This window comes from Arenimonas sp. MALMAid1274 (assembly GCF_049195245.1).
Classification (GTDB): Bacteria; Pseudomonadota; Gammaproteobacteria; order Xanthomonadales; family Xanthomonadaceae; genus Arenimonas.
Map to the genome: position 1 here is coordinate 253,817 of NZ_JBMIRR010000025.1, position 17,780 is coordinate 271,596.

A 17,780-nucleotide genomic window follows, 5' to 3' on the forward strand; every position below is an offset into this window, starting at 1 on the left:
GCGGCTAGCGCACCGCCATCAGCGTGAAGAGCCCGAACAGGCCTTCGCGCGGCGACCAGGTGCGCACCCACTGCGCGTCGCGGAAACCCGCCGCGCGCACGCTGGCCAGCAGGTCCCAGCCGAAGTGGTAGAAACACAGCACGCCGCCGTTCACCGGGTCCCCGTGGATCTCCGGCTCGCACAGGTGCTGCACCGCGCCCTGCGCGTCCAGGCGCGCGCGCACCAGCGTGGCTTCGTCGCGTTCCAGGAAAGGCACCGTGAGGGCCAGCCGGCCGCCGGGCGTCAGGCAGCGCGCGAACTCGGCCAGTGCGGCGCGATAGTCGGGCACGTGTTCGAGCACGTCGAAGCAGCCGATCGCGTCCAGCGAGCCGGTTGCGAAGTCCAGCGCGGTAACGTCGCGCGCCACGATGTCGCCGCGGCCGCCGAGCGCGCGGTAGGCGGTCGTAAGTCGGGCGTGGCCAGCGTCATCGAAGCCGAACTCGCTGCCCATCAGGCCCGGGCAGCGCTGCTGCAGCCAGACATACGCGGCCGAAGCCTGCTCGGTGAGATATACGCGCGCGCTGTCCAGCGGCAGCCCGTGGCACAGCAGGGCCAGCGCGGCGCGGTTGCGCGCGGTGAGGCGGCAGCCGGGGCAGACCAGCTCTTCGCGCAGGTTGGCGGCGGCGCCGTGCTCGGTCGACGGCAGCGCGAAGGCCACGGGCTGGCTGCACAGGCCGCACCAGCCGGGCCAGCCCGAGGTGCCGGTGGCGGCGGCCACTTCGCACTGCAGGCGCCACTGCGCATCGAAACGCGCACGCTGGCCGTCCAGCACCGCGATGAAGGCGGCGTGCGAGTCATAGGCCACCGACGCCGGCGCTTCGCCCGACGGCGCGCCGGGAAGCCAGCGGGGGGCGGGGCGGAAGCGGTCGAACAGCGCCATCAGTCGAGCAGGGGCGTGGCGAGCACCTTGCTCGGCGCACCGGTGAGGCGCTGCACCTGCTCGCGCAGGTCCTCGCGCGAGACCTCGCGCAGCGGTATCAGCGCGCGCACCACGTCGTCCAGGCTGCGCTTGCCTTTCGTGCGCGCCCGGATCTCGGCGTCGAGCGCGTTGAACAGCTGCACCGCGCGCGCGGTGCGCGGCCCGGCCGAGCGGTTGCGGGTGAGCGTCTTCACCGCCTTGCCATGGTTGGCCATCCAGGCCTGGGCCTTGTCGGCACGCGCCTCGCTGAGCAGGCCGGCGCGGCGCAGCAGCTCGATGGAATAGAACTCGGCCAGGCCCTCGGCGATCCAGTCGTCGCCGTCGGCGCCGCGGATGCGGGTGATCACGTGGGTCAGTTCGTGCGTGAGCGTGCTGGTGCCGTTCTCGCTGATCAGCGGGCGATCGGCGTGCAGGAACAGCGAACGCGGACCCGACAGGCCACCGCGCCACATCGGATCGCCGGCGCTGACGATCAGCAGCTTGGGCGGAAGCTCGCCGAAGGCCTGGCGGAACTCGGGCACCAGGTTGTTGAAGAAGGCCAGCATGTCGTTGCGGCGGATCACGTCGCCCTTGGGACCGGCCACGCTCACTTCCATGTCGCCCAGCTGTTCGCGGCGCGTGCCGACCGCGCCTGCGATCACCCAGCCGATCGGCCGGTCGAAATTGCGCTCGGGGTTGACCACCACGAAGGACTTGCCGTCGCGGCTCATCAGGAAGGGCGTGTCCACGTTGGTCCAGCCTTTGGGCAGCACGAAGCGCAGGCGCGCCCGCGAATCGGCGCCCTTGGTGGCGCGCACGCTGGCGCGCGGGATCAGGTCGTCGCCGCGCACGATCACCCAGTCGGCGGTGATGCGGGCGTCGTAGCCGCCGTCGCTGCGCTGGTGGTCGATCTTGTAGCGCCAGGCCAGCCGCGAGGGTTTGTCGCGCGGCGGCGTCCAGGTGACGGTGCTGCCCTTGCGCACCACCTCGCCGTCGCCCTTGACCTGGCTGTAGCGCGCGCTGGGCATCGCCAGCTGCAGCTGGCGCAGGCCGCTGCCGTCCTTGCCGGGCACCAGGCGCAGGCTGACCTGGGCTTCGCCCGAGGCCGGCAGGAACTGCACCGTGTAGACCACGTCGTACTCGGTGCGGGCGGTCGCGGCCAGCGCCGAGGTCGACGTGGCGGCGAACAGCAGGGCCATCAGCAGGCCGGTCAAGGTGATGTTTTTCATGGCGAGATTATGCCGGCTCCGGTCTGAACATCGCACGGCGGCGCCCGCGCTCACGCGCGCCGCTGGCGCCACCATTCACCCAGGAACACAGCGGTGGCCGCGGCGACATTGAGGCTTTCGACCGCGCCGCTGCCGGGGATGGCGAGGCGCAGGGTCGAGGCCTGGGCCAGCTGCGGGTCCACGCCCGCCTGCTCGGCGCCCATCATCAGCAGCAGGCGCGGGGGCAGCGCGCTGCCGTACAACGGCTGGCCGCCGCGCACCACCGTGGCCACCGCCACGAAGCCGGCCGAGGCCAGCTGGGCCAGGCTGTTGTCAGCGCGGCCCAGCCGCACCATCGGCACCTGCTCGGCACCGCCCTCGGCCACGCGCGCGGCCGCGCCTGACAGGGCCAGCGGCGACTCCTTCGGCAGCAGCAGTCCGGCCGCGCCGAAATGCGCCGCCGAGCGAAGGATCGCGCCCAGATTGTGCGGGTTGCCGACGCCATCGAGCCAGATCGCCAGCTGCGGCCCGGGCGGCAGCGTGCGCAGCCAGTCGGACAAGTTGGCCTCGGCAGCGGGAACAGCGCCGAACACCACGCCCTCGTGATGGGCGCTGCCCGACAGCTTGTGCAGGTCCTCGTCGCCGACCACGGTGTAGCCGATGCGGTGCGCCACGCAGTGCGCCAGCACCGCCTTCAGCGCCGGGATGCGGGACTCCAGCAGCCAGACCTTGCGAAGGTCGGCCGGCCGTTTCGCGAAGAGCGCCAGGCAGGCATTGAGCCCATGGATGCGCTGCTCGCGCGGCGGCCGCGGCGCATCGGAATAAGCGCGCAGCGCATCGGCATCCGCCTCGGCCACCGCGTGGTCGCGCGCCGTCGGCCTCCGCACCCCGTCGCCGCGCTCACCGGGCGGCCGCGCCTGCCGATCCCGCTCCCGCTCCCGCTTGTCGCGCGGCTTGCCCTGCGGCCCTCGATACGGTGAATCGCCCATGCCAGCCCTCCGGAATCCCCCGGATTCTACCCCTCAAGCCCAACCCAAACGACCAAGGCCCAGACCACCCCTCACCGAACCCTCTGGAGGAAAGCCCCCTTGGTAAGGGGGCGCGCCGAAGGCGCGGGGATTGGAAAGTGTTAGCCGGGGCCCGCGATTCGCACAGCGAATCGTGGGGTAACTCCAGCGAATGCTGGAGTTACCTCCCCCTTGGTAAGGGGGCGCGCCGAAGGCGCGGGGATTGGAAAGTGTGAGCCGGGGCCCGCGATTCGCACAGCGAATCGTGGGGATGTCCTGGCGAACGCCAGGACATCAAGCATGGCCCCCCACCGCCGGCGTTTCGCGCTCAAGCTGCTCGAGCTTGCGCGACACCGCCTCGGGCGAGCGCGTGAACGGCGCCAGCAGCATGTAGAAGGCCGGCACCACGAACAGGGACAGCACGGTCGAGAACGCCACGCCCGCGATCACCACGATGCCGATGGTGGCGCGGCTGGCCGAACCCGGGCCACCGGCCACCACCAAGGGCACGGCGCCCATGATGGTGGCGATGGACGTCATCAGGATCGGCCGCATGCGCACGGCCGCGGATTCGACGATGGCCTCGGCGATGGCCATGCCCTCGTCGCGCAGCTGGTTGGCGAACTCCACGATCAGGATGCCGTTCTTAGCCGCCAGGCCCACCAGCATCACGATGCCGATCTGGCTGAACAGGTTGAGCGAACTGCCGAAGGCCCACAGGCCGAACAGCGCCCCGAGCACCGCCGGCGGCACGGTCAGCAGGATCACCAGCGGATGCAGGAAGCTCTCGAACTGCGCCGCCAGCACCAGGTAGATCACCAGCAGGGCCATCAGGAAGGTGAACAGCGCTGCGCTGCCCGCGCTCTGGTACTCGCGCGACTCGCCCTTGTAGTCGATCTGGGCGCGCTCGGGCAGCTCCTCGTCGGCGACCTGGCGGATCCATTCCAGCGCCTCGCCCAGGGTGTAGCCCGGGGCCAGGCCCGCGGTGACGGTGATGGCGCGCAGCCGGTTGAAGCGGTTGTACTGGCCCGGCTCGGCTAGCTCGCTCAGCGTGACCAGGTTTGAGAGAGGCACCAGCTCGTTGCTGACCTGCGAGCGGACGTACAGGTTGCTCAGGTCGGAAGGCGAGCTGCGGTTTTCCTTCTGCGCCTGCAGGATGACGTCGTATTCCTCGCCGTCCTCGACGTAGGTGGTGACGCGCCGCGAGCCCATCATGCTTTCCAGCGTGCGGCCGATTTCCTGCACCGACACGCCCAGGTCGGCGGCGCGGGCGCGGTCGATCTCCACGCGCAGCTGCGGCCGGGTTTCCTTGTAGTCCGAGTCGGCCGAGAACATCTGCGGGTTCTGCTCCATGCGGGCCAGCAGGCGGTCGCGCCACTGCGCCAGCTCTGCGTAGTCCGGCCCGCCCAGCACCACCTGCAGCGGCTGGCCGCCGCTGCGCACCAGGCCGCTGCGCACCTGCGGATTGGCGCGCACGCCGGGCAGGGACGCCATGTCCTTGCGTATCTTCTCCACCAGGTCGGCGGTGCTGTCCTCGCGCTCGTTCCAGGGCTTGAGCAGCGCAATTACCTGGCCCGTGTGCATTTCGCCACCAGCGCCGAAGCCGCCCGGCACGCGCGTGTTGGCGCGATCGATCGACTGGCCCTCGCCCACGTACTTGAACAGTTTCTGCTCCACCTGCTGCATCTGCGCCACGGTGTAGTCGTAGCCGGCGCCTTCCGGGCCCACCACGCTGACGAAGAACGAGCCGCGGTCCTCGGGCGGCGCCAGCTCGGCGGGGATGCGCTGCACCAGGAAGAAGGACAGGCCCAGGCTGCCCAGCAGCAGCACGCCCGACAGCAGCGGCCGGCCGACCGTGCGCTTGAGCGCGCCGCGGTAGCCGTCGCCCAGCGCCGTCAGCCGCTTTTGCACCCACTTGTTCAGGCCCTTGGGCTCCTCGTGCGGGCGGATCAGCTTGGAGCACATCATCGGCGTCAGCGTCAGCGCGACGAAGGCCGAGATCAGCACTGCCGCCGCCATCGCCACCGACAGCTCGCGGAACAGCCGGCCGGTATTGCCTTCCATGAAGCCCACCGGCAGGAACACCGCCGCCAGCACCGCGGTGGTGGCGATCACGGCGAAGGCCACCTGCTGCGTGCCGCGGCGCGCGGCCACCAGCGGCGGCTCGCCCAGGTCGGCGCGGCGCTGCACGTTTTCCAGCACCACGATGGCGTCGTCCACCACCAGGCCGATGCACAGCACCAGCGCCAGCAACGTGAGCAGGTTGATGGTGAAGCCGAAGGCCCACAGCGCGATGAACACCGTGACCAGGCACACCGGCACCGTCACCGCGGGAATGATCGCCGCGCGCACGCTGCCCAGGAACAGGTAGATCACCACCAGCACCAGCAGCACGGCCTCGATCAGGGTCATGTAGACGCGGTTCACCGCGGCGTCGATGAAGGTGGTGCTGTCGAAGGCGACGAAGATGTCGGTGCCTTCCGGCAGCGTGTCCTGGATGGCGGGCAGCGCGTCCTGCACGCCGCGCGCCACGTCCAGGCTGTTGGCGGTCGAGGTCTTGACGATGCCCAGGCCGACGTTGGGCTGGCCGTTGCCGCGGAAGTAGGCGCGGCGCTCGGCCGAGCCGCGCTCCACCCGCGCCACGTCGCCCAGCCGCACCAGGTAGCCGTCGTCGCCCTTGGCCAGGGTGAGGCTGGCGAAATCCTCGGCCTGCTCGTAGCCGCGCATCACGCGCAGGGTGAAGTCGCGGTCGCGCGACTCGATGCTGCCGGCCGGCAGCTCGATGTTCTCGCGGCGAAGCGCGTTCTCGACGTCGTTGACCGTCAGCCCGCGCGCGGCCAGCGCCTCGCGATCCAGCCAGACGCGCATCGAATAACGCTGCTGGCCGCCCACGCGCACCTGGGCGACGCCGTCGATGCTGGAAAGTCGGTCCACCACGTAACGCTCGGCGTAGTCGCTCAGCGCCAGGGTGTCCATGTTCTTGGAGTTCATGTTCAGCCAGAGGATCACCTCGGCGTCAGACTCCACCTTCTCGATCTCCGGCGGATCGGCCTCGTCCGGCATGCGGTCGCCGACGCGGCTGATGGCGTCACGCACGTCGTTGGCGGCGGCCTCGATGTCGCGGCTGAGCGAGAACTCGATCGTGACGCTGGCCTCGCCGTTGCGGCTGCGGCTTTCCACGGTCTCGATGCCCTCGATGCCGGCCACCGCGTCTTCCAGTATCTGGGTGATGCGGGTTTCGACCACCGCGGCCGACGCGCCCGGATAGGCCACCTGCACCGACACGATCGGTGGGTCGATGTTGGGCAGTTCGCGCAGCGTGAGCCGGGTGAAGGCGATGACGCCCAGCACCACCAGCAGCAGGCTCATGACGGTCGCGAAGACCGGGCGCTTGATCGAGAGATCGGACAGGACCATGGCTGGCTCCGGGGCGCCCTCAGGCGGCCTTGTCGGGGGCGGCGGTTTCGCCGGTGGGCGCGGCGGCCGGCGCCGGGGTCGGCTCGGCTTCGGTCACGGTGGCACCCGCGCGCAGCTTCACGGTGCCGTCCACCACGATGCGGTCGCCGGCGGCCAGGCCCTCGAGCACTTCCACTTCACCATCGCGGCGGGCGCCCAGCTTCACGTCCACCTGTTCGACGGTGTCGTCGTCCTTGACCCGGAACACGTGCGCGGCCTGGGCCACCTGCACCACCGAAATCTCCGGGATCACCAGCGCCTGCCGCTCGGGCCGGTACACCTGCACCGTGAGCAGCATGCCCGGGCGCAGCTCGCGCTCGGGGTTGGCGATCTCGGCGCGCACGGTGATGGCGCGGGTGACCGGGTCGATGCGCGAGTCCACCGTGGTGACGCGGCCACTGAACTGGCGGCCGGGATAGGCGGCGCTGCTGGCGGTGATTTCCTGGCCCTGACTCAGGGCCGAGAGGAAGGATTCGGGCACCGCGAAGTCCAGCTTGATCACGGACACGTCGTCGAGGCTGGCGATGGTGGTGCCGGGGGTGACCAGGGTGCCCGGGCTGACCTGCCGGAAGCCGAGCACGCCGGCGAAGGGCGCGGTGATCACGCGGTCGGCAAGACGGGCGCGAGTGGCATCCAGGCGTGCACGCGCCGATTCCATCGCCGCGCGCTGGGTGTCGAGCTGGCTGGCGGGGATCAGCTTCTGGGCGGTGAGCTGCTGCTGGCGCTGGTACAGGCGCTGCGCCTCGCGGTATTCCGCCGCGGCTTCCTCAAGGCCGGCCACTTCGGCGCGGCCCGACAGGTCCACCAGCACGCTGCCCGCCTCGACCAGGTCGCCGTCCTCGAAGTTCACCCGCACCACGGTTTCGGTGACCTTGGCGGTGACCATCACCGATTCATTGGCGCGCGCGGTGCCCAGGGCTTCGATGGTGTCGGCCCAGGGCTTCTGGGCGACGGCCGTGGTGGTCACCGTGGCGGGAGGATTCCTGGGCGCGGCGGCCTCCTCGGAACCGCAGCCGGCCAGCAGCAGGACGGCGGCGAAAATCAGGGACAGCAGCTTGCGCGACGGAGGCATCATCGGGTGGCATATCCTTGGCAGGGGAGCCCGGCGGAGCCTTGGAATACACTCCGGGGCCAAGAGTTCGATTGTACGAGCCGGGCGTAACGCCAGTGTGCACGGTCCACGGGGGACGCATGTCGGAAGGGGCGGGCAAGGCATCCGGGCGGGCCGGGCTGGGGGGCATCCTCGCGGCCAACGGCGTGACCGTGCTGATTGCAATGGCGCAGGACTGGCCGCTGGCCCTGATGCTGTGGCCGTTCTGGATCCAGAGCATGATCATCGGCTGGTTCTCGCGCAAGCGCATCCTGGCGCTGAAGGAATTCAGCGTCGAGGGCTTCAAGATCAACGGGCGTCAGGCCGAGGCCACGCCGCAGACCCAGCGCGAAACCGCGAATTTCCTGGTGCTGCATTACGGCGCGTTCCATGCGGGCTATCTCGTGTTCCTGGTGGCCAAGTCGCCGGCCATCTCCGGCCTGGACTGGCTGCTGATCGGGGCCAGCGGCGTGGGATTCTGGCTGGGACACCAACGCTCGCACAGGCTGAACGTTGACGCGGATACCCGCACGAAGCGGAATATCGGCGCGCTGATGTTCCTGCCCTACGTGCGCATCGTGCCCATGCACCTGGTGATCCTCAGCGGCGGCACCGGGGGCAGCTCCGCCCTGGTGATGCTTCTGTTCGGCGGGCTCAAGACGGCGGCGGATGCCTTCATGCACGTGGTCGAACACCGCTGGCTGCAGGGCCGCAGGCCGGCGCCGGCGCCGACGGACGCGCCATGAAAAACGCCGGCCCTGGGGCCGGCGTTTCGGGTCAGCGCAGCAGGGCCCGATGTATCAGGCGCCCTTGCTCCACTTGCCCAGCGCGGCCAGGCCATTAGCCTTGGCGCGGGCGTACACGGTCTGCTGCGCGGCGGCGACGTTGCCGGTGAGGTCCTTGGACCACAGCTTGAGGGCGGCCGACTGCATGGCGCGGCCGTAGCTGAAGCTCAGCGGCCAGGGCTTGGGGCCCAGCTGGTTCATCGCGTTGAGATGGGCGGTGGCGTCGTCGTCGCTCTGGCCGCCCGACAGGAACACGATGCCCGGCAGGGTGGCCGGCACCGCCGACTTCAGGCAGCGCAGGGTCAGCTCGGCCACTTCCTCGACGCTGGCCTGCTCGGGGCAGTCCTTGCCCGGCACGACCATGCTGGCCTTGAGGATGGTGCCCTCGAGCAGGATGTTCTGCTCGTACAGGGCGCCGAACAGCGAGCGCAGCGTCACTTCAGTGATTTCGTAGCAGGTCTCGATGTCGTGCTCGCCGTCCATCAGCACTTCCGGCTCGACCATGGGCACGATGCCGGCTTCCTGGCACAGGGCGGCGTAGCGGGCCAGCGCGTGGCAGTTGGCTTCGATGCAGGTGCCCGAGGGCGCGTCCTCGCCGATGGTGATCACGGCGCGCCACTTGGCGAACTTGGCGCCGAGCTTGGCGTATTCCTTCAGGCGCTCGCGCAGGCCGTCCAGGCCTTCGGTGACCAGCTCGCCCGGGAAGCCGGCCAGCGGCTTGGCGCCCAGGTCGACCTTGATGCCCGGCAGGATGCCGTTGTCCATCATGACCTTGGTGAAGGGCACGCCGGCCTTGGTGCTCTGGCGGAGGGTCTCGTCGTACAGGATCGCGCCGGAGATGTAATCGCCCAGCTTGGGCGTGGTGAGCAGCATCTCGCGGTAGGCGCGCCGGTTTTCCTCGGTGCACTCGATGCCCACGCCCTCGAAGCGCTTCTTGATGGTGGCGGTGGACTCATCGATGGCGATGATGCCCTTGCCCGCGGCCACCATGGCCTGGGCGGTTTCGGCGAGCTGGTCGATGCTCATGGTCGGGTTCCCGGGGTGTGTTGAAAGACCCGGGATTATAGCTGAACCCGCGACCCCCTGCCCAATCAATGACTTGGCGGGGCCCGGGGCTAGAGCTCGCCCAGGCCCTCGGCTTTTCCGGCCGGTCCGACCTTGAGCAGGCGCAGGGTGTTGGTGGCCCCGTGCAGCTGCATGTGGTCGCCGCTGGTGATGATGACGCTGTCGCCCTCTTCCAGCAGCCCGGCGTCGAACAGCTGCCGGATCGCGCCGCGCGCGGCCTCGCGGGTGGGCAGGTCGCGGCTGTCGAAATCGATCGGGAACACGTCGCGGATCAGCGCCATGCGGCGGCGCGCGCCCGCATGCCGCGACAGCCCGTAAATCGGCACCGCCGAGCGGAACCGGGACAGGTAGCGCGCGGTGCCGCCGGATTCGGTCAGCGCGATGATGGCGCGCACCTTGATGTGCTCGGCCAGGAACATGCTGGCCATGGCGATGGCCTGGTCGGCGGCCTGCAGGTTGCGCGGCGCCTTCTCGAAGTCGGTGTCGTGGTCGAACTGGCGCTCGGCGCCCAGGCAGATGCGCACCATCGCCTCCACCGACTTGACCGGGTAGTTGCCCGAGGCGGTTTCCGCCGACAGCATCACCGCGTCGGTGCCATCGATCACCGAGTTGGCCACGTCCAGCACTTCGGCGCGCGTGGGGATGGGGTTGTCCACCATGGACTGCAGCATCTGGGTGGCGGTGATGACCACGCGGTTGTGTTCGAGCGCGGTGCGGATGATCTTTTTCTGCAGGCCGGGCAGCTCGGCGTCGCCGATCTCCACGCCCAGGTCGCCGCGCGCCACCATCACCACGTCCGAGGCGATGGTGATCTCGACCAGGTTGTCGATGGCTTCGGCACGTTCGATTTTGGCCACCAGGAAGGCGTCGCTGCCGGCCTCGCGGGCCAGCGCGCGCGCCTCCTCCATGTCGGCCGCCGAACGGCAGAACGAGACCGCGATGAAGTCCACGCCCAGCTGCGCCGCGATGCGGATGTGCTGCTTGTCCTGGTCGGTGAGCGCGCCGAGCGAAAGTCCGCCGCCGAGCCGGTTGAGGCCCTTGCGGTTGGACAGGAAACCGTCGGTGAGCACGCGGGTGCGGATGCGGTCGCCTTCGATGGCCAGGACCGACACCGCCATCAGGCCGTCGTCGAGCAGCAGCGTGTCGCCGGCGAGCACGTCGTTCACCAGGCCCAGGTAGCTGACGCCCACCTGGTGCTGGTCGCCCGGCTCGGCGTCGGCGCGGCAGACCAGGGTGAACTCCTGGCCCGTGCGCAGCTCGACCTTGCCGGCCGCGAATTTCTCGATGCGGATCTTCGGCCCCTGCAAGTCGGCCAGGATACCGACCTCGCGGCCCTGCCGCTCCGCCGCCTCGCGCACGGCGGCCACGCGCGCGCCGTGCTGCTCGGGCGTGCCGTGGGAAAAGTTCATGCGCACCACGTTGACACCGGCGCGCAGCAGTTCGTCGAGCACGCCGGGGGCGTCGGTGGCCGGACCGAGGGTGGCCAGGATCTTGGTGCGGCGCAGGACGTTGCTCATGGGGCTCGGGCGTGGGGACGATGTGCCAACGCTAGCACAGCCCATCACCTGTCCCGACGTGTCCTGCAATCGATTTCAGGCCGAGAAAAGTCCACGCAGGTCATCGGGCCGCGCGGCCAGGTGGGTGGCGCCGGCGGCGCGCAGTTCGGCCTCTTCGCCAAAGCCCCAGAGCACGCCCACCGAACCGATGCCGTGGTGGTTGGCGCCCTCGATGTCCATGTGCCGGTCGCCGATCATCCAGGTGTCGCCCGACGACCGCCCCAGCCGCGCGAAGGCTTCGCCGATCAGCTCGGGCTTGTGGCTCAGGCGGCCACAGGCGGTGGCGCCGATGATGTCCTGGAAGACATGGCCGAACGGCAGGTGCGCAATGATCTTGCGCGCATGCGGTTCGTTCTTGGCGGTGACCACGGCCAGCCGGTGGCCCGCCTGCGACAGCGCCAGCACCGTTTCGCCGATGCCGGGATAGACCTCGTGCTCGGCCCAGCCGTGGGTTTCGAAGCGATCGCGGTAGTGCAGCACCGCCTGTTCGGTGCGGGCCGCATCGCCCAGCAGCGGCCCGAAGCTGTCGCGCAGCGAAGGGCCGATCCAGCGCCGCAAGGCCGGCGCCGGCGGCACCGGTTCGCCCATCGCCTGCAGCGCGTGGGCCACGCAGCGCGTGATGCCGATGGCCGAATCGATCAGCGTGCCGTCGAGGTCGAAGAAGAGGGTTTTCATTGTTTTGGCCACGGATTGACGCGGATAAGAGCGGATAGAGCGGTCGGACTGTTGAACCGTCGGATTGGAGTGCTCGTTGCACAGGCCACAGTCATACGAAAGTGTCCTTTGAAAGGAACCGACCTGCATTCAATTGATCGGCACCTATCGGCACTTATCCGCGTTCATCCGCGTAAATCCGCGGCAAAAAAACTACTGCGACCGCGCCTCCAGCGCAGCCACCGCAGGCAGCACCTTGCCCTCGCAGAATTCAAGGAAGGCCCCGCCACCCGTGGAGATGTAGCTGATGCCGGCCTCGACGCCGTACTTGTCCACCGCCGCCAGCGTGTCGCCGCCGCCGGCGATGGAGAAGGCCGGCGAATCGGCGATGGCGCGCGCCAGGGTCTGGGTGCCCTTGCCGAAGGCGTCGAACTCGAACACGCCGACCGGGCCGTTCCAGACCACGCTGCCCGCCAGGCGGATCATGTCGGCGTAGCGCGCGGCGGTGTCGGGGCCGATGTCCAGGATCATGTCGTCCGGGCCCACTTCGGCCACCGGCTTCACGGTCGCCGGCGCGTCGGCGGCAAAAGCCGGCGCCACCACCACGTCGGTGGGAATGGGGATGTCGGCGCCGCGTGCCTTGGCATCGGCCAGGATCTGGCGCGCGGTGTCGAGCAGGTCGGCCTCGCACAGCGACTTGCCGACCGGATGCCCGACGGCTGCGATGAAGGTGTTGGCGATGCCGCCACCGACGATCAGCTGGTCCACCTTCGACACCAGGTTGGACAGCAGCTCGAGCTTGGTGCTGACCTTGGAGCCGGCGACGATGGCGATCATCGGGCGCGCCGGTGCCAGCAGCGCCTTGCCCAGCGCATCGAGTTCGGCCATCAGCAGCGGACCGCCGCAGGCGACCTTCGCGTGGCGGATGGCGCCATGCGTGGAGGCCTGGGCGCGGTGCGCGGTGCCGAAGGCGTCCATCACATAGATGTCGCACAGCGCCGCGTACTTCTTCGACAGCGCCTCGTCGTCCTTGGCCTCGCCCACGTTCATGCGGCAGTTTTCCAGCAGCACCAGCTGGCCGGGCTGCACGTCCACGCCGTCCACCCAGTCCTTCATCAGCGGCACTTCGCGGCCCAGCAGCTCGGACAGGCGCGCGGCGACCGGAGCCAGCGAATCCTCGGCGGTCCACTCGCCTTCCCTGGGCCGGCCCAGGTGCGAGGTGACCATCAGCGCGGCGCCCTTCTCCAGCGCCAGGCGGATCGTCGGCAGCGCGGCGGTGATGCGCTGCTCGGAGGTGATGCGGCCATCCTTCACCGGCACGTTGAGGTCTTCGCGGATGAGCACGCGCTTGCCGGCCAGGTCGAGGTCGGCCATACGAAGGATGGACATGGGGTGCTCCGGGAAGGTCTGCGGGAATGGCGGGCATTTTCCCCCGCGCGGGCAGCCCGGGGCAAACCGCGTGGGCGCGTGGGAGAATGCGGCATGGCTTCCGAACCGATCGATCCGCCGGTACTTCAGAACGACCGCGTGCGCCTGCGGCCCCTGCGCAGCCGCGACGCGGCCGATGTCTTTGCGCTCTACCGGGATCCGGAGGTGTGCCGCTACTGGAGCTTCGCGCCCTGGACCGACCCCGCGCAGGCCGAGGCCTGGCTGGCCGAACGCATCCCGATGCGCCCGCCGGCGGTTTACGGCTGGGCCTTGACCGAGCCCCTGGAAGACCGGCTGGTGGGCACCACCGCCCTGTTTTCGCTCAATGGTCCCAATGCCCGCGCCGAACTGGGCTATTCACTGCTTCCGGCCCGCCAGGGCCGCGGCCTGGCGCGCGCTGCGGTGGGACTGGCGCTGGATTACGCCTTCGGCGACTTGGCCCTGGAACGTGTCGAGGCCGACGTGGATCCGCGCAACGAGGCGTCCTGGCGCCTGCTGGAACACTTCGGCTTCCGCCGCGAGGGCCTGCTGCGCAACCGCTGGCGGGTCGGCGGCGAGTTCGCCGATTCGTGGATCTACGGCCTGCTGCGGGCCGAACACCGGAGCGGGGCATGAACACCGAGCTGGAGGCCGCCCTGGCGGCGTTGCGCCGCGGCGAGGCCATCGGCCTGCCCACCGAGACCGTCTACGGCCTGGCCGCCGATGCCTCGCGGCCCGACGCGGTGCGGCGCATCTTCACGCTCAAGGGCCGGCCCGCGGATCATCCGCTGATCGTGCACCTGGGTTCGGCGGCGCAGATGGACGACTGGGCCGTGGACATCCCCGAGTCGGCGCGCGTGCTGGCCAAGGCCTTCTGGCCCGGGCCGCTCACCCTGATCCTGCGCAAGCAGCCCCAGGTGCCCGACGAAGTGACCGGCGGCCAGTCCACGGTGGGCCTGCGCTGCCCCGACCATCCGCTGGCGCTGCAGCTGCTGCAGGCGTTCGGTGGCGGCCTGGCAGCACCGTCGGCCAATCGTTTCGGCCGCATCAGCCCCACCTCGGCCGCACACGTGCGCGCCGAGTTCGGCGAGTCGGTGCCGGTGGTGCTGGACGGCGGCGACTGCGCGGTGGGCATCGAAAGCACCATCGTGGACCTGTCGGGCGACTTGCCGCGCATCCTGCGCCCGGGCCGCATCGGCCGCGCCCAGCTTGAAGCCCTGGTCGGCTTCGTCGCCGAGGGTGCCAGCGGCGACAGCCCGCGCGCTTCGGGCACGCTGGAGGCGCACTACGCGCCGCGCACGCCGCTGCTGATGCTGCCGCGCGCGGCGCTGGAATCGGAGGCGTTGCAGCAGCAGGTGCTGGGCAAGCGCGTGGAAGTCCTCTGCCTCGACACCTTGCCCGAGGGCCTGCCGGGCCTCGCGCTGCCGCGACGCGCCAGCGACTACGAACACGGCCTGTATGCCGCACTGCGCGAGCTCGACGCACGCGGCGTGAACCTCCTGCTGGCGGAGCGTCCGCCCGAATCCGAAGACTGGCTGGCGGTGCACGACCGCCTGCGCCGCTCGGCGGCGGGCGCGGGCCAGGACGCGACGTGAAGCCGTCGCCCGGGGCCAGCGCCTGGGCGGCCCTGCCGGACGGCATCACGGCGCTGGGCTTCGCCTGGGTCTGGGCCTCTCCCTTCGCGTTCGGCGGCATCGGCGTGAAGACCGCGCTGGTGACGATGCTGGTGGAGTTCCTGCTCATCCACGGCACCGGATTCTTCAATGCCCTGTCCAACGCCGGCGACATGAAGAAGTCCACGCGCGTGCTGGGCATGTTCGGGCTGTCGCTGTTCTACGTGCTGATGATCGCAGCCTTCTCGCTGGCCTTCGACGCCTGGTGGCCGTTCGTGGCCTTTGCCTGGCTGCTGGTCGGCAAGATCGTATGGACGCTGCGGCGGCCGGTCGCCACCGACGACCAGATGTTTTCGCTGATGGCGGCCTGGGCCGCGTCGGTGGCGGCGTACCTGGCCGCGGTGATGATTACCTCGATCCCGGAAAGCTTCCCGCGCGGCGGCATGGCCGCCGAACTGCAGCCGCGCTTCGGCCTCGGCGACGCCAGCGGCGGCCTCTGGGTCGACGAGCCGCACCGCGTCGTGGCGGCCGGCGCGCTCTACTTCGCCCTGCTCTGCCTCGGCAAACTCGCCACCGCCGTCTGGGATTCGCGGCGGCGGCGGGGGTGAGTTCGCGTCGAGCGTGAGAAGCGCCCCGGCATCCCACAGGCCGTGCCGCAACCTGAAAGGACCGTACTTGGCCCGCGTCGGATGCCTATCGTCCAATGCTCACTGGGGGGACGAGCAAAAAGCGCGTGCGGCGCTCCGCGCGGGAGCGCGGGCTTTCAGCTTTGCCGGCCAGATGCGCGTCTCGAGATCGCGCAGAACCCACCCCCGCCGCCGGGCGGATAGGTGTCTCGATCTCGACGTCCATCCAGTTCGCGACCACGTCGGCTGCGTGTCCAGGTGGACGCGCACCCGCTGACATGCTGGTGGCAGGTGTAAGGATCTGCTTAACCGCGCGGTCAGCAGGAGAGATGGTCCGCCTTGGTCCGGATATCACACGCGCAAGCATCGGAGCGCGCGGTCACGGGCCTTCCTTTGAGCACCCGCGGCAGATGGACCGGCGGCGCCGTGGAAGCGAAGGTCACTTTCTGCGAAATAAAAGGCTTCTCTGAGCAGAAAGTGACCTTCGCTTCCGCGGTGACGCCGGCGCCATAAACCAAGGGGCGCAAAAAGAAAGCCCCGGCAAGCCGGGGCTTCCAATGCAGGGCCGTGGGCGCTTACTTGGCGGCCATCAGCGCCAGGGTCGTGTCGAGCATGCGGTTGGAGAAGCCCCACTCGTTGTCGTACCACGAGCAGACCTTCACCAGCGTGCCACCCATCACCTGGGTCAGCGTGGAGTCGTAGACCGAGCTGCGCGGATCGTGGTTGAAGTCGATCGAAACCAGCGGCTTGGTGTTGAAGCCCAGGATGCCCTTGAGCGCACCCTCGGACGCGGCCTTGATGGCGGCGTCGATCTCTTCCTTGCTGGTCTCGCGCGCGGCCACGAAGGACAGGTCCACCACCGAGACATTGATGGTCGGCACGCGCATCGAGAAGCCGGTGAGCTTGCCGTTGAGCTCGGGAAGCACCAGGCCCACCGCGGCGGCGGCGCCGGTCTTGGTCGGGATCTGCGACTGCGTGGCCGAACGGGCGCGGCGCAGGTCGCTGTGGAAGACGTCGGTGAGCACCTGGTCGTTGGTGTAGGCGTGGATGGTGGTCATCAGGCCGTGCACGATGCCGATCTTCTCGTGCAGCACCTTGGCCAGCGGCGCCAGGCAGTTGGTGGTGCAGGAGGCGTTGGAGATGACGGTGTCCGAGGCCTTGAGCGTGTCGTGGTTGACGCCGAACACGACGGTGTTGTCCACGTCGCTGCCGCCCGGGGCCGAGATGATGACCTTCTTGGCGCCCGCGGCCAGGTGGGCCGAGGCCTTGGCCTTGCTGGTGAACAGGCCGGTGCACTCCAGCACCACGTCCACGCCCAGCGCGCCCCAGGGCAGCTTGGACGGGTCGCGCTCGGCGCAGACCTTGATGCGGTCGCCGTTGACGATCAGGTCGCCGCCGTCCACTTCCACGTCGCCCGGGAACTTGCCGTGGGCGGTGTCGTAGCGGGTCAGGTGCGCATTGGTCTCGGCATCGCCCAGGTCGTTGATGGCCACGATGGTGATCTCGTGGGTGCGCTTGGCTTCGTACAGCGCGCGGAGGATGTTGCGACCGATGCGGCCGTAGCCATTGATGGCGACCTTGATGGACATGGTGTCTCCTGGAGCCGGCGCGGGGCCGGGGATGGGCTGGTAAGCCCGACATTTTAGCAACCCCGGGCCCCCACTCCCAGCGGCGGGCGATTTGACCTGCCTCAAGGCGGTCCCGGCGGCCCCGGCGGAGACTGGCGCCACTTTCCCCAGGAGTGATGCCATGAAGATCCTTGCCAAGCTCGCCCCCCTGGCCGCCGCCGCGGCCCTGCTGCTCGCCCCGCCGGTGCTGGCCCAGGAGGCCGGGGACTGGACCTTCGGCCTGGGCGCCCACGGCGTGCTGCCCACCTCCGACAACGGCAGCCTGGCCGGTGGCGCCCTGGAGGCCGACGTCGGCGACAACTGGCGCCCGACCGTGACCGCCGAGTACTTCTTCAGCGAACACTGGGGCGTCGAGGTGCTGGCCTCCCTGCCCTTCCAGCACGACATCGAGCTCAACGGCGTGCGCGCCGGCTCCACCAAGCACCTGCCGCCCACGGTGTCGGTGCAGTACCACTTCAACGGCGGCGAGCGGGTCAAGCCCTTCGTCGGCCTGGGCCTGAACTACACGATCTTCTTCAGCGAAAGCACCACCGGGCCGCTGGCCGGCACCGACCTCTCGCTGGACAACTCGCTGGGCCTGGCCGCGCACGCGGGCCTGGACTTCGCGGTCGGCAAAGGCAAGTGGCTGCGCCTGGACGCGCGCTGGATCGACATCGACACCGATGTGAAGGTGGATGGCACCGGCGTGGGCAGCGTGAACATCGACCCGATGGTGTACGGCGCGGCCTTCGTCTGGGCCTTCTGAGCC

The 17,780-nt window shown here is 69.7% G+C and carries 15 protein-coding genes; 5 read left to right on the forward strand and 10 right to left on the reverse strand.

The window, feature by feature from the left end:
* Window positions 1–4: 4 nt before the first annotated feature.
* The 5 genes from ACOQFR_RS06025 to ACOQFR_RS06045 form a co-directional block, all read right to left on the reverse strand.
* On the reverse strand, window positions 5–919 hold the full coding sequence (locus ACOQFR_RS06025) for a class I SAM-dependent methyltransferase (RefSeq protein ID WP_421379624.1): 915 nt from the start codon (window positions 917–919) through the stop codon (window positions 5–7).
* Entirely contained in the window at window positions 919–2,166 is a 1,248-nt protein-coding gene (locus ACOQFR_RS06030; protein WP_421379627.1) for a hypothetical protein, read from the reverse strand. Before ACOQFR_RS06030 ends, ACOQFR_RS06025 begins: the two co-directional genes overlap by 1 nt.
* Before the next feature lie 50 nt (window positions 2,167–2,216).
* Window positions 2,217–3,134 (reverse strand): TrmH family RNA methyltransferase, encoded by a 918-nt coding sequence (locus ACOQFR_RS06035; protein ID WP_421379629.1) that lies wholly within the window; start codon window positions 3,132–3,134, stop codon window positions 2,217–2,219.
* Between the two features lie 312 nt (window positions 3,135–3,446).
* The gene (locus ACOQFR_RS06040; RefSeq protein WP_421379633.1) at window positions 3,447–6,569 is read right to left on the reverse strand and encodes an efflux RND transporter permease subunit; all 3,123 of its coding nucleotides are present in this window, start codon (window positions 6,567–6,569) and stop codon (window positions 3,447–3,449) included.
* Between the two features lie 19 nt (window positions 6,570–6,588).
* Complete coding sequence (locus ACOQFR_RS06045; RefSeq protein ID WP_421379635.1) at window positions 6,589–7,683, reverse strand: efflux RND transporter periplasmic adaptor subunit; 1,095 nt, start codon at window positions 7,681–7,683, stop codon at window positions 6,589–6,591.
* Window positions 7,684–7,799: 116 nt separating this feature from the next.
* Here ACOQFR_RS06045 and ACOQFR_RS06050 point away from each other — a divergent pair, with 116 nt between their 5' ends.
* A complete protein-coding gene (locus ACOQFR_RS06050; protein WP_421379637.1) occupies window positions 7,800–8,444 on the forward strand; it encodes a DUF6498-containing protein in 645 nt (214 codons plus the stop codon).
* A 54-nt stretch (window positions 8,445–8,498) separates the two neighbouring features.
* On the opposite strand, the gene ACOQFR_RS06055 is transcribed toward ACOQFR_RS06050, so the two are convergent.
* The 4 genes from ACOQFR_RS06055 to ACOQFR_RS06070 form a co-directional block, all read right to left on the reverse strand.
* Window positions 8,499–9,509, reverse strand: coding sequence for a class I fructose-bisphosphate aldolase (locus tag ACOQFR_RS06055; protein ID WP_421379640.1), 1,011 nt, complete (start codon window positions 9,507–9,509; stop codon window positions 8,499–8,501).
* A gap of 89 nt (window positions 9,510–9,598) precedes the next feature.
* Complete coding sequence (pyk, locus tag ACOQFR_RS06060) at window positions 9,599–11,065, reverse strand: pyruvate kinase (protein ID WP_421379643.1); 1,467 nt, start codon at window positions 11,063–11,065, stop codon at window positions 9,599–9,601.
* A 75-nt stretch (window positions 11,066–11,140) separates the two neighbouring features.
* Window positions 11,141–11,779: an HAD hydrolase-like protein gene (locus tag ACOQFR_RS06065; protein ID WP_421379646.1), complete on the reverse strand. Its 639-nt coding sequence runs from the start codon at window positions 11,777–11,779 to the stop codon at window positions 11,141–11,143.
* Between the two features lie 192 nt (window positions 11,780–11,971).
* Window positions 11,972–13,147 carry a phosphoglycerate kinase gene (locus ACOQFR_RS06070; protein WP_421379648.1) on the reverse strand — a complete coding sequence of 392 codons (1,176 nt, stop codon included), beginning with the start codon at window positions 13,145–13,147 and terminating at the stop codon, window positions 11,972–11,974.
* Window positions 13,148–13,240: 93 nt separating this feature from the next.
* On the opposite strand from ACOQFR_RS06070, the gene ACOQFR_RS06075 reads away from it, so the two are divergent.
* Genes ACOQFR_RS06075 through ACOQFR_RS06085 form a run of 3 tightly spaced genes read left to right on the forward strand, consistent with a single transcriptional unit; the run spans window position 13,241 to window position 15,386 of the window.
* Window positions 13,241–13,801 carry a GNAT family N-acetyltransferase gene (locus ACOQFR_RS06075; RefSeq protein ID WP_421379651.1) on the forward strand — a complete coding sequence of 187 codons (561 nt, stop codon included), beginning with the start codon at window positions 13,241–13,243 and terminating at the stop codon, window positions 13,799–13,801.
* Entirely contained in the window at window positions 13,798–14,760 is a 963-nt protein-coding gene (locus ACOQFR_RS06080) for an L-threonylcarbamoyladenylate synthase (RefSeq protein ID WP_421379654.1), read from the forward strand. Before ACOQFR_RS06075 ends, ACOQFR_RS06080 begins: the two co-directional genes overlap by 4 nt.
* Window positions 14,757–15,386, forward strand: coding sequence for a hypothetical protein (locus tag ACOQFR_RS06085; protein ID WP_421379657.1), 630 nt, complete (start codon window positions 14,757–14,759; stop codon window positions 15,384–15,386). Before ACOQFR_RS06080 ends, ACOQFR_RS06085 begins: the two co-directional genes overlap by 4 nt.
* 593 nt (window positions 15,387–15,979) lie before the next feature.
* Here the strand turns inward: ACOQFR_RS06085 and gap are convergent.
* Complete coding sequence (gap, locus tag ACOQFR_RS06090; protein ID WP_421379659.1) at window positions 15,980–16,993, reverse strand: type I glyceraldehyde-3-phosphate dehydrogenase; 1,014 nt, start codon at window positions 16,991–16,993, stop codon at window positions 15,980–15,982.
* Between the two features lie 160 nt (window positions 16,994–17,153).
* On the opposite strand from gap, the gene ACOQFR_RS06095 reads away from it, so the two are divergent.
* On the forward strand, window positions 17,154–17,777 hold the full coding sequence (locus ACOQFR_RS06095) for an OmpW/AlkL family protein (RefSeq protein WP_421379662.1): 624 nt from the start codon (window positions 17,154–17,156) through the stop codon (window positions 17,775–17,777).
* The last annotated feature ends 3 nt before the right edge of the window (window positions 17,778–17,780 follow it).

What these genes read in the sequence shown, in the direction of transcription:
- ACOQFR_RS06025 (WP_421379624.1), bottom strand. Translation starts at nt 919, where the DNA reads ATGGCGCTGTTCGACCGCTTCCGCCCCGCCCCCCGCTGGCTTCCCGGC.
- ACOQFR_RS06030 (WP_421379627.1), bottom strand. Translation starts at nt 2,166, where the DNA reads ATGAAAAACATCACCTTGACCGGCCTGCTGATGGCCCTGCTGTTCGCC.
- ACOQFR_RS06035 (WP_421379629.1), bottom strand. Translation starts at nt 3,134, where the DNA reads ATGGGCGATTCACCGTATCGAGGGCCGCAGGGCAAGCCGCGCGACAAG.
- ACOQFR_RS06040 (WP_421379633.1), bottom strand. Translation starts at nt 6,569, where the DNA reads ATGGTCCTGTCCGATCTCTCGATCAAGCGCCCGGTCTTCGCGACCGTC.
- ACOQFR_RS06045 (WP_421379635.1), bottom strand. Translation starts at nt 7,683, where the DNA reads ATGATGCCTCCGTCGCGCAAGCTGCTGTCCCTGATTTTCGCCGCCGTC.
- ACOQFR_RS06050 (WP_421379637.1), top strand. Translation starts at nt 7,800, where the DNA reads ATGTCGGAAGGGGCGGGCAAGGCATCCGGGCGGGCCGGGCTGGGGGGC.
- ACOQFR_RS06055 (WP_421379640.1), bottom strand. Translation starts at nt 9,509, where the DNA reads ATGAGCATCGACCAGCTCGCCGAAACCGCCCAGGCCATGGTGGCCGCG.
- pyk (WP_421379643.1), bottom strand. Translation starts at nt 11,065, where the DNA reads ATGAGCAACGTCCTGCGCCGCACCAAGATCCTGGCCACCCTCGGTCCG.
- ACOQFR_RS06065 (WP_421379646.1), bottom strand. Translation starts at nt 11,779, where the DNA reads ATGAAAACCCTCTTCTTCGACCTCGACGGCACGCTGATCGATTCGGCC.
- ACOQFR_RS06070 (WP_421379648.1), bottom strand. Translation starts at nt 13,147, where the DNA reads ATGTCCATCCTTCGTATGGCCGACCTCGACCTGGCCGGCAAGCGCGTG.
- ACOQFR_RS06075 (WP_421379651.1), top strand. Translation starts at nt 13,241, where the DNA reads ATGGCTTCCGAACCGATCGATCCGCCGGTACTTCAGAACGACCGCGTG.
- ACOQFR_RS06080 (WP_421379654.1), top strand. Translation starts at nt 13,798, where the DNA reads ATGAACACCGAGCTGGAGGCCGCCCTGGCGGCGTTGCGCCGCGGCGAG.
- gap (WP_421379659.1), bottom strand. Translation starts at nt 16,993, where the DNA reads ATGTCCATCAAGGTCGCCATCAATGGCTACGGCCGCATCGGTCGCAAC.
- ACOQFR_RS06095 (WP_421379662.1), top strand. Translation starts at nt 17,154, where the DNA reads ATGAAGATCCTTGCCAAGCTCGCCCCCCTGGCCGCCGCCGCGGCCCTG.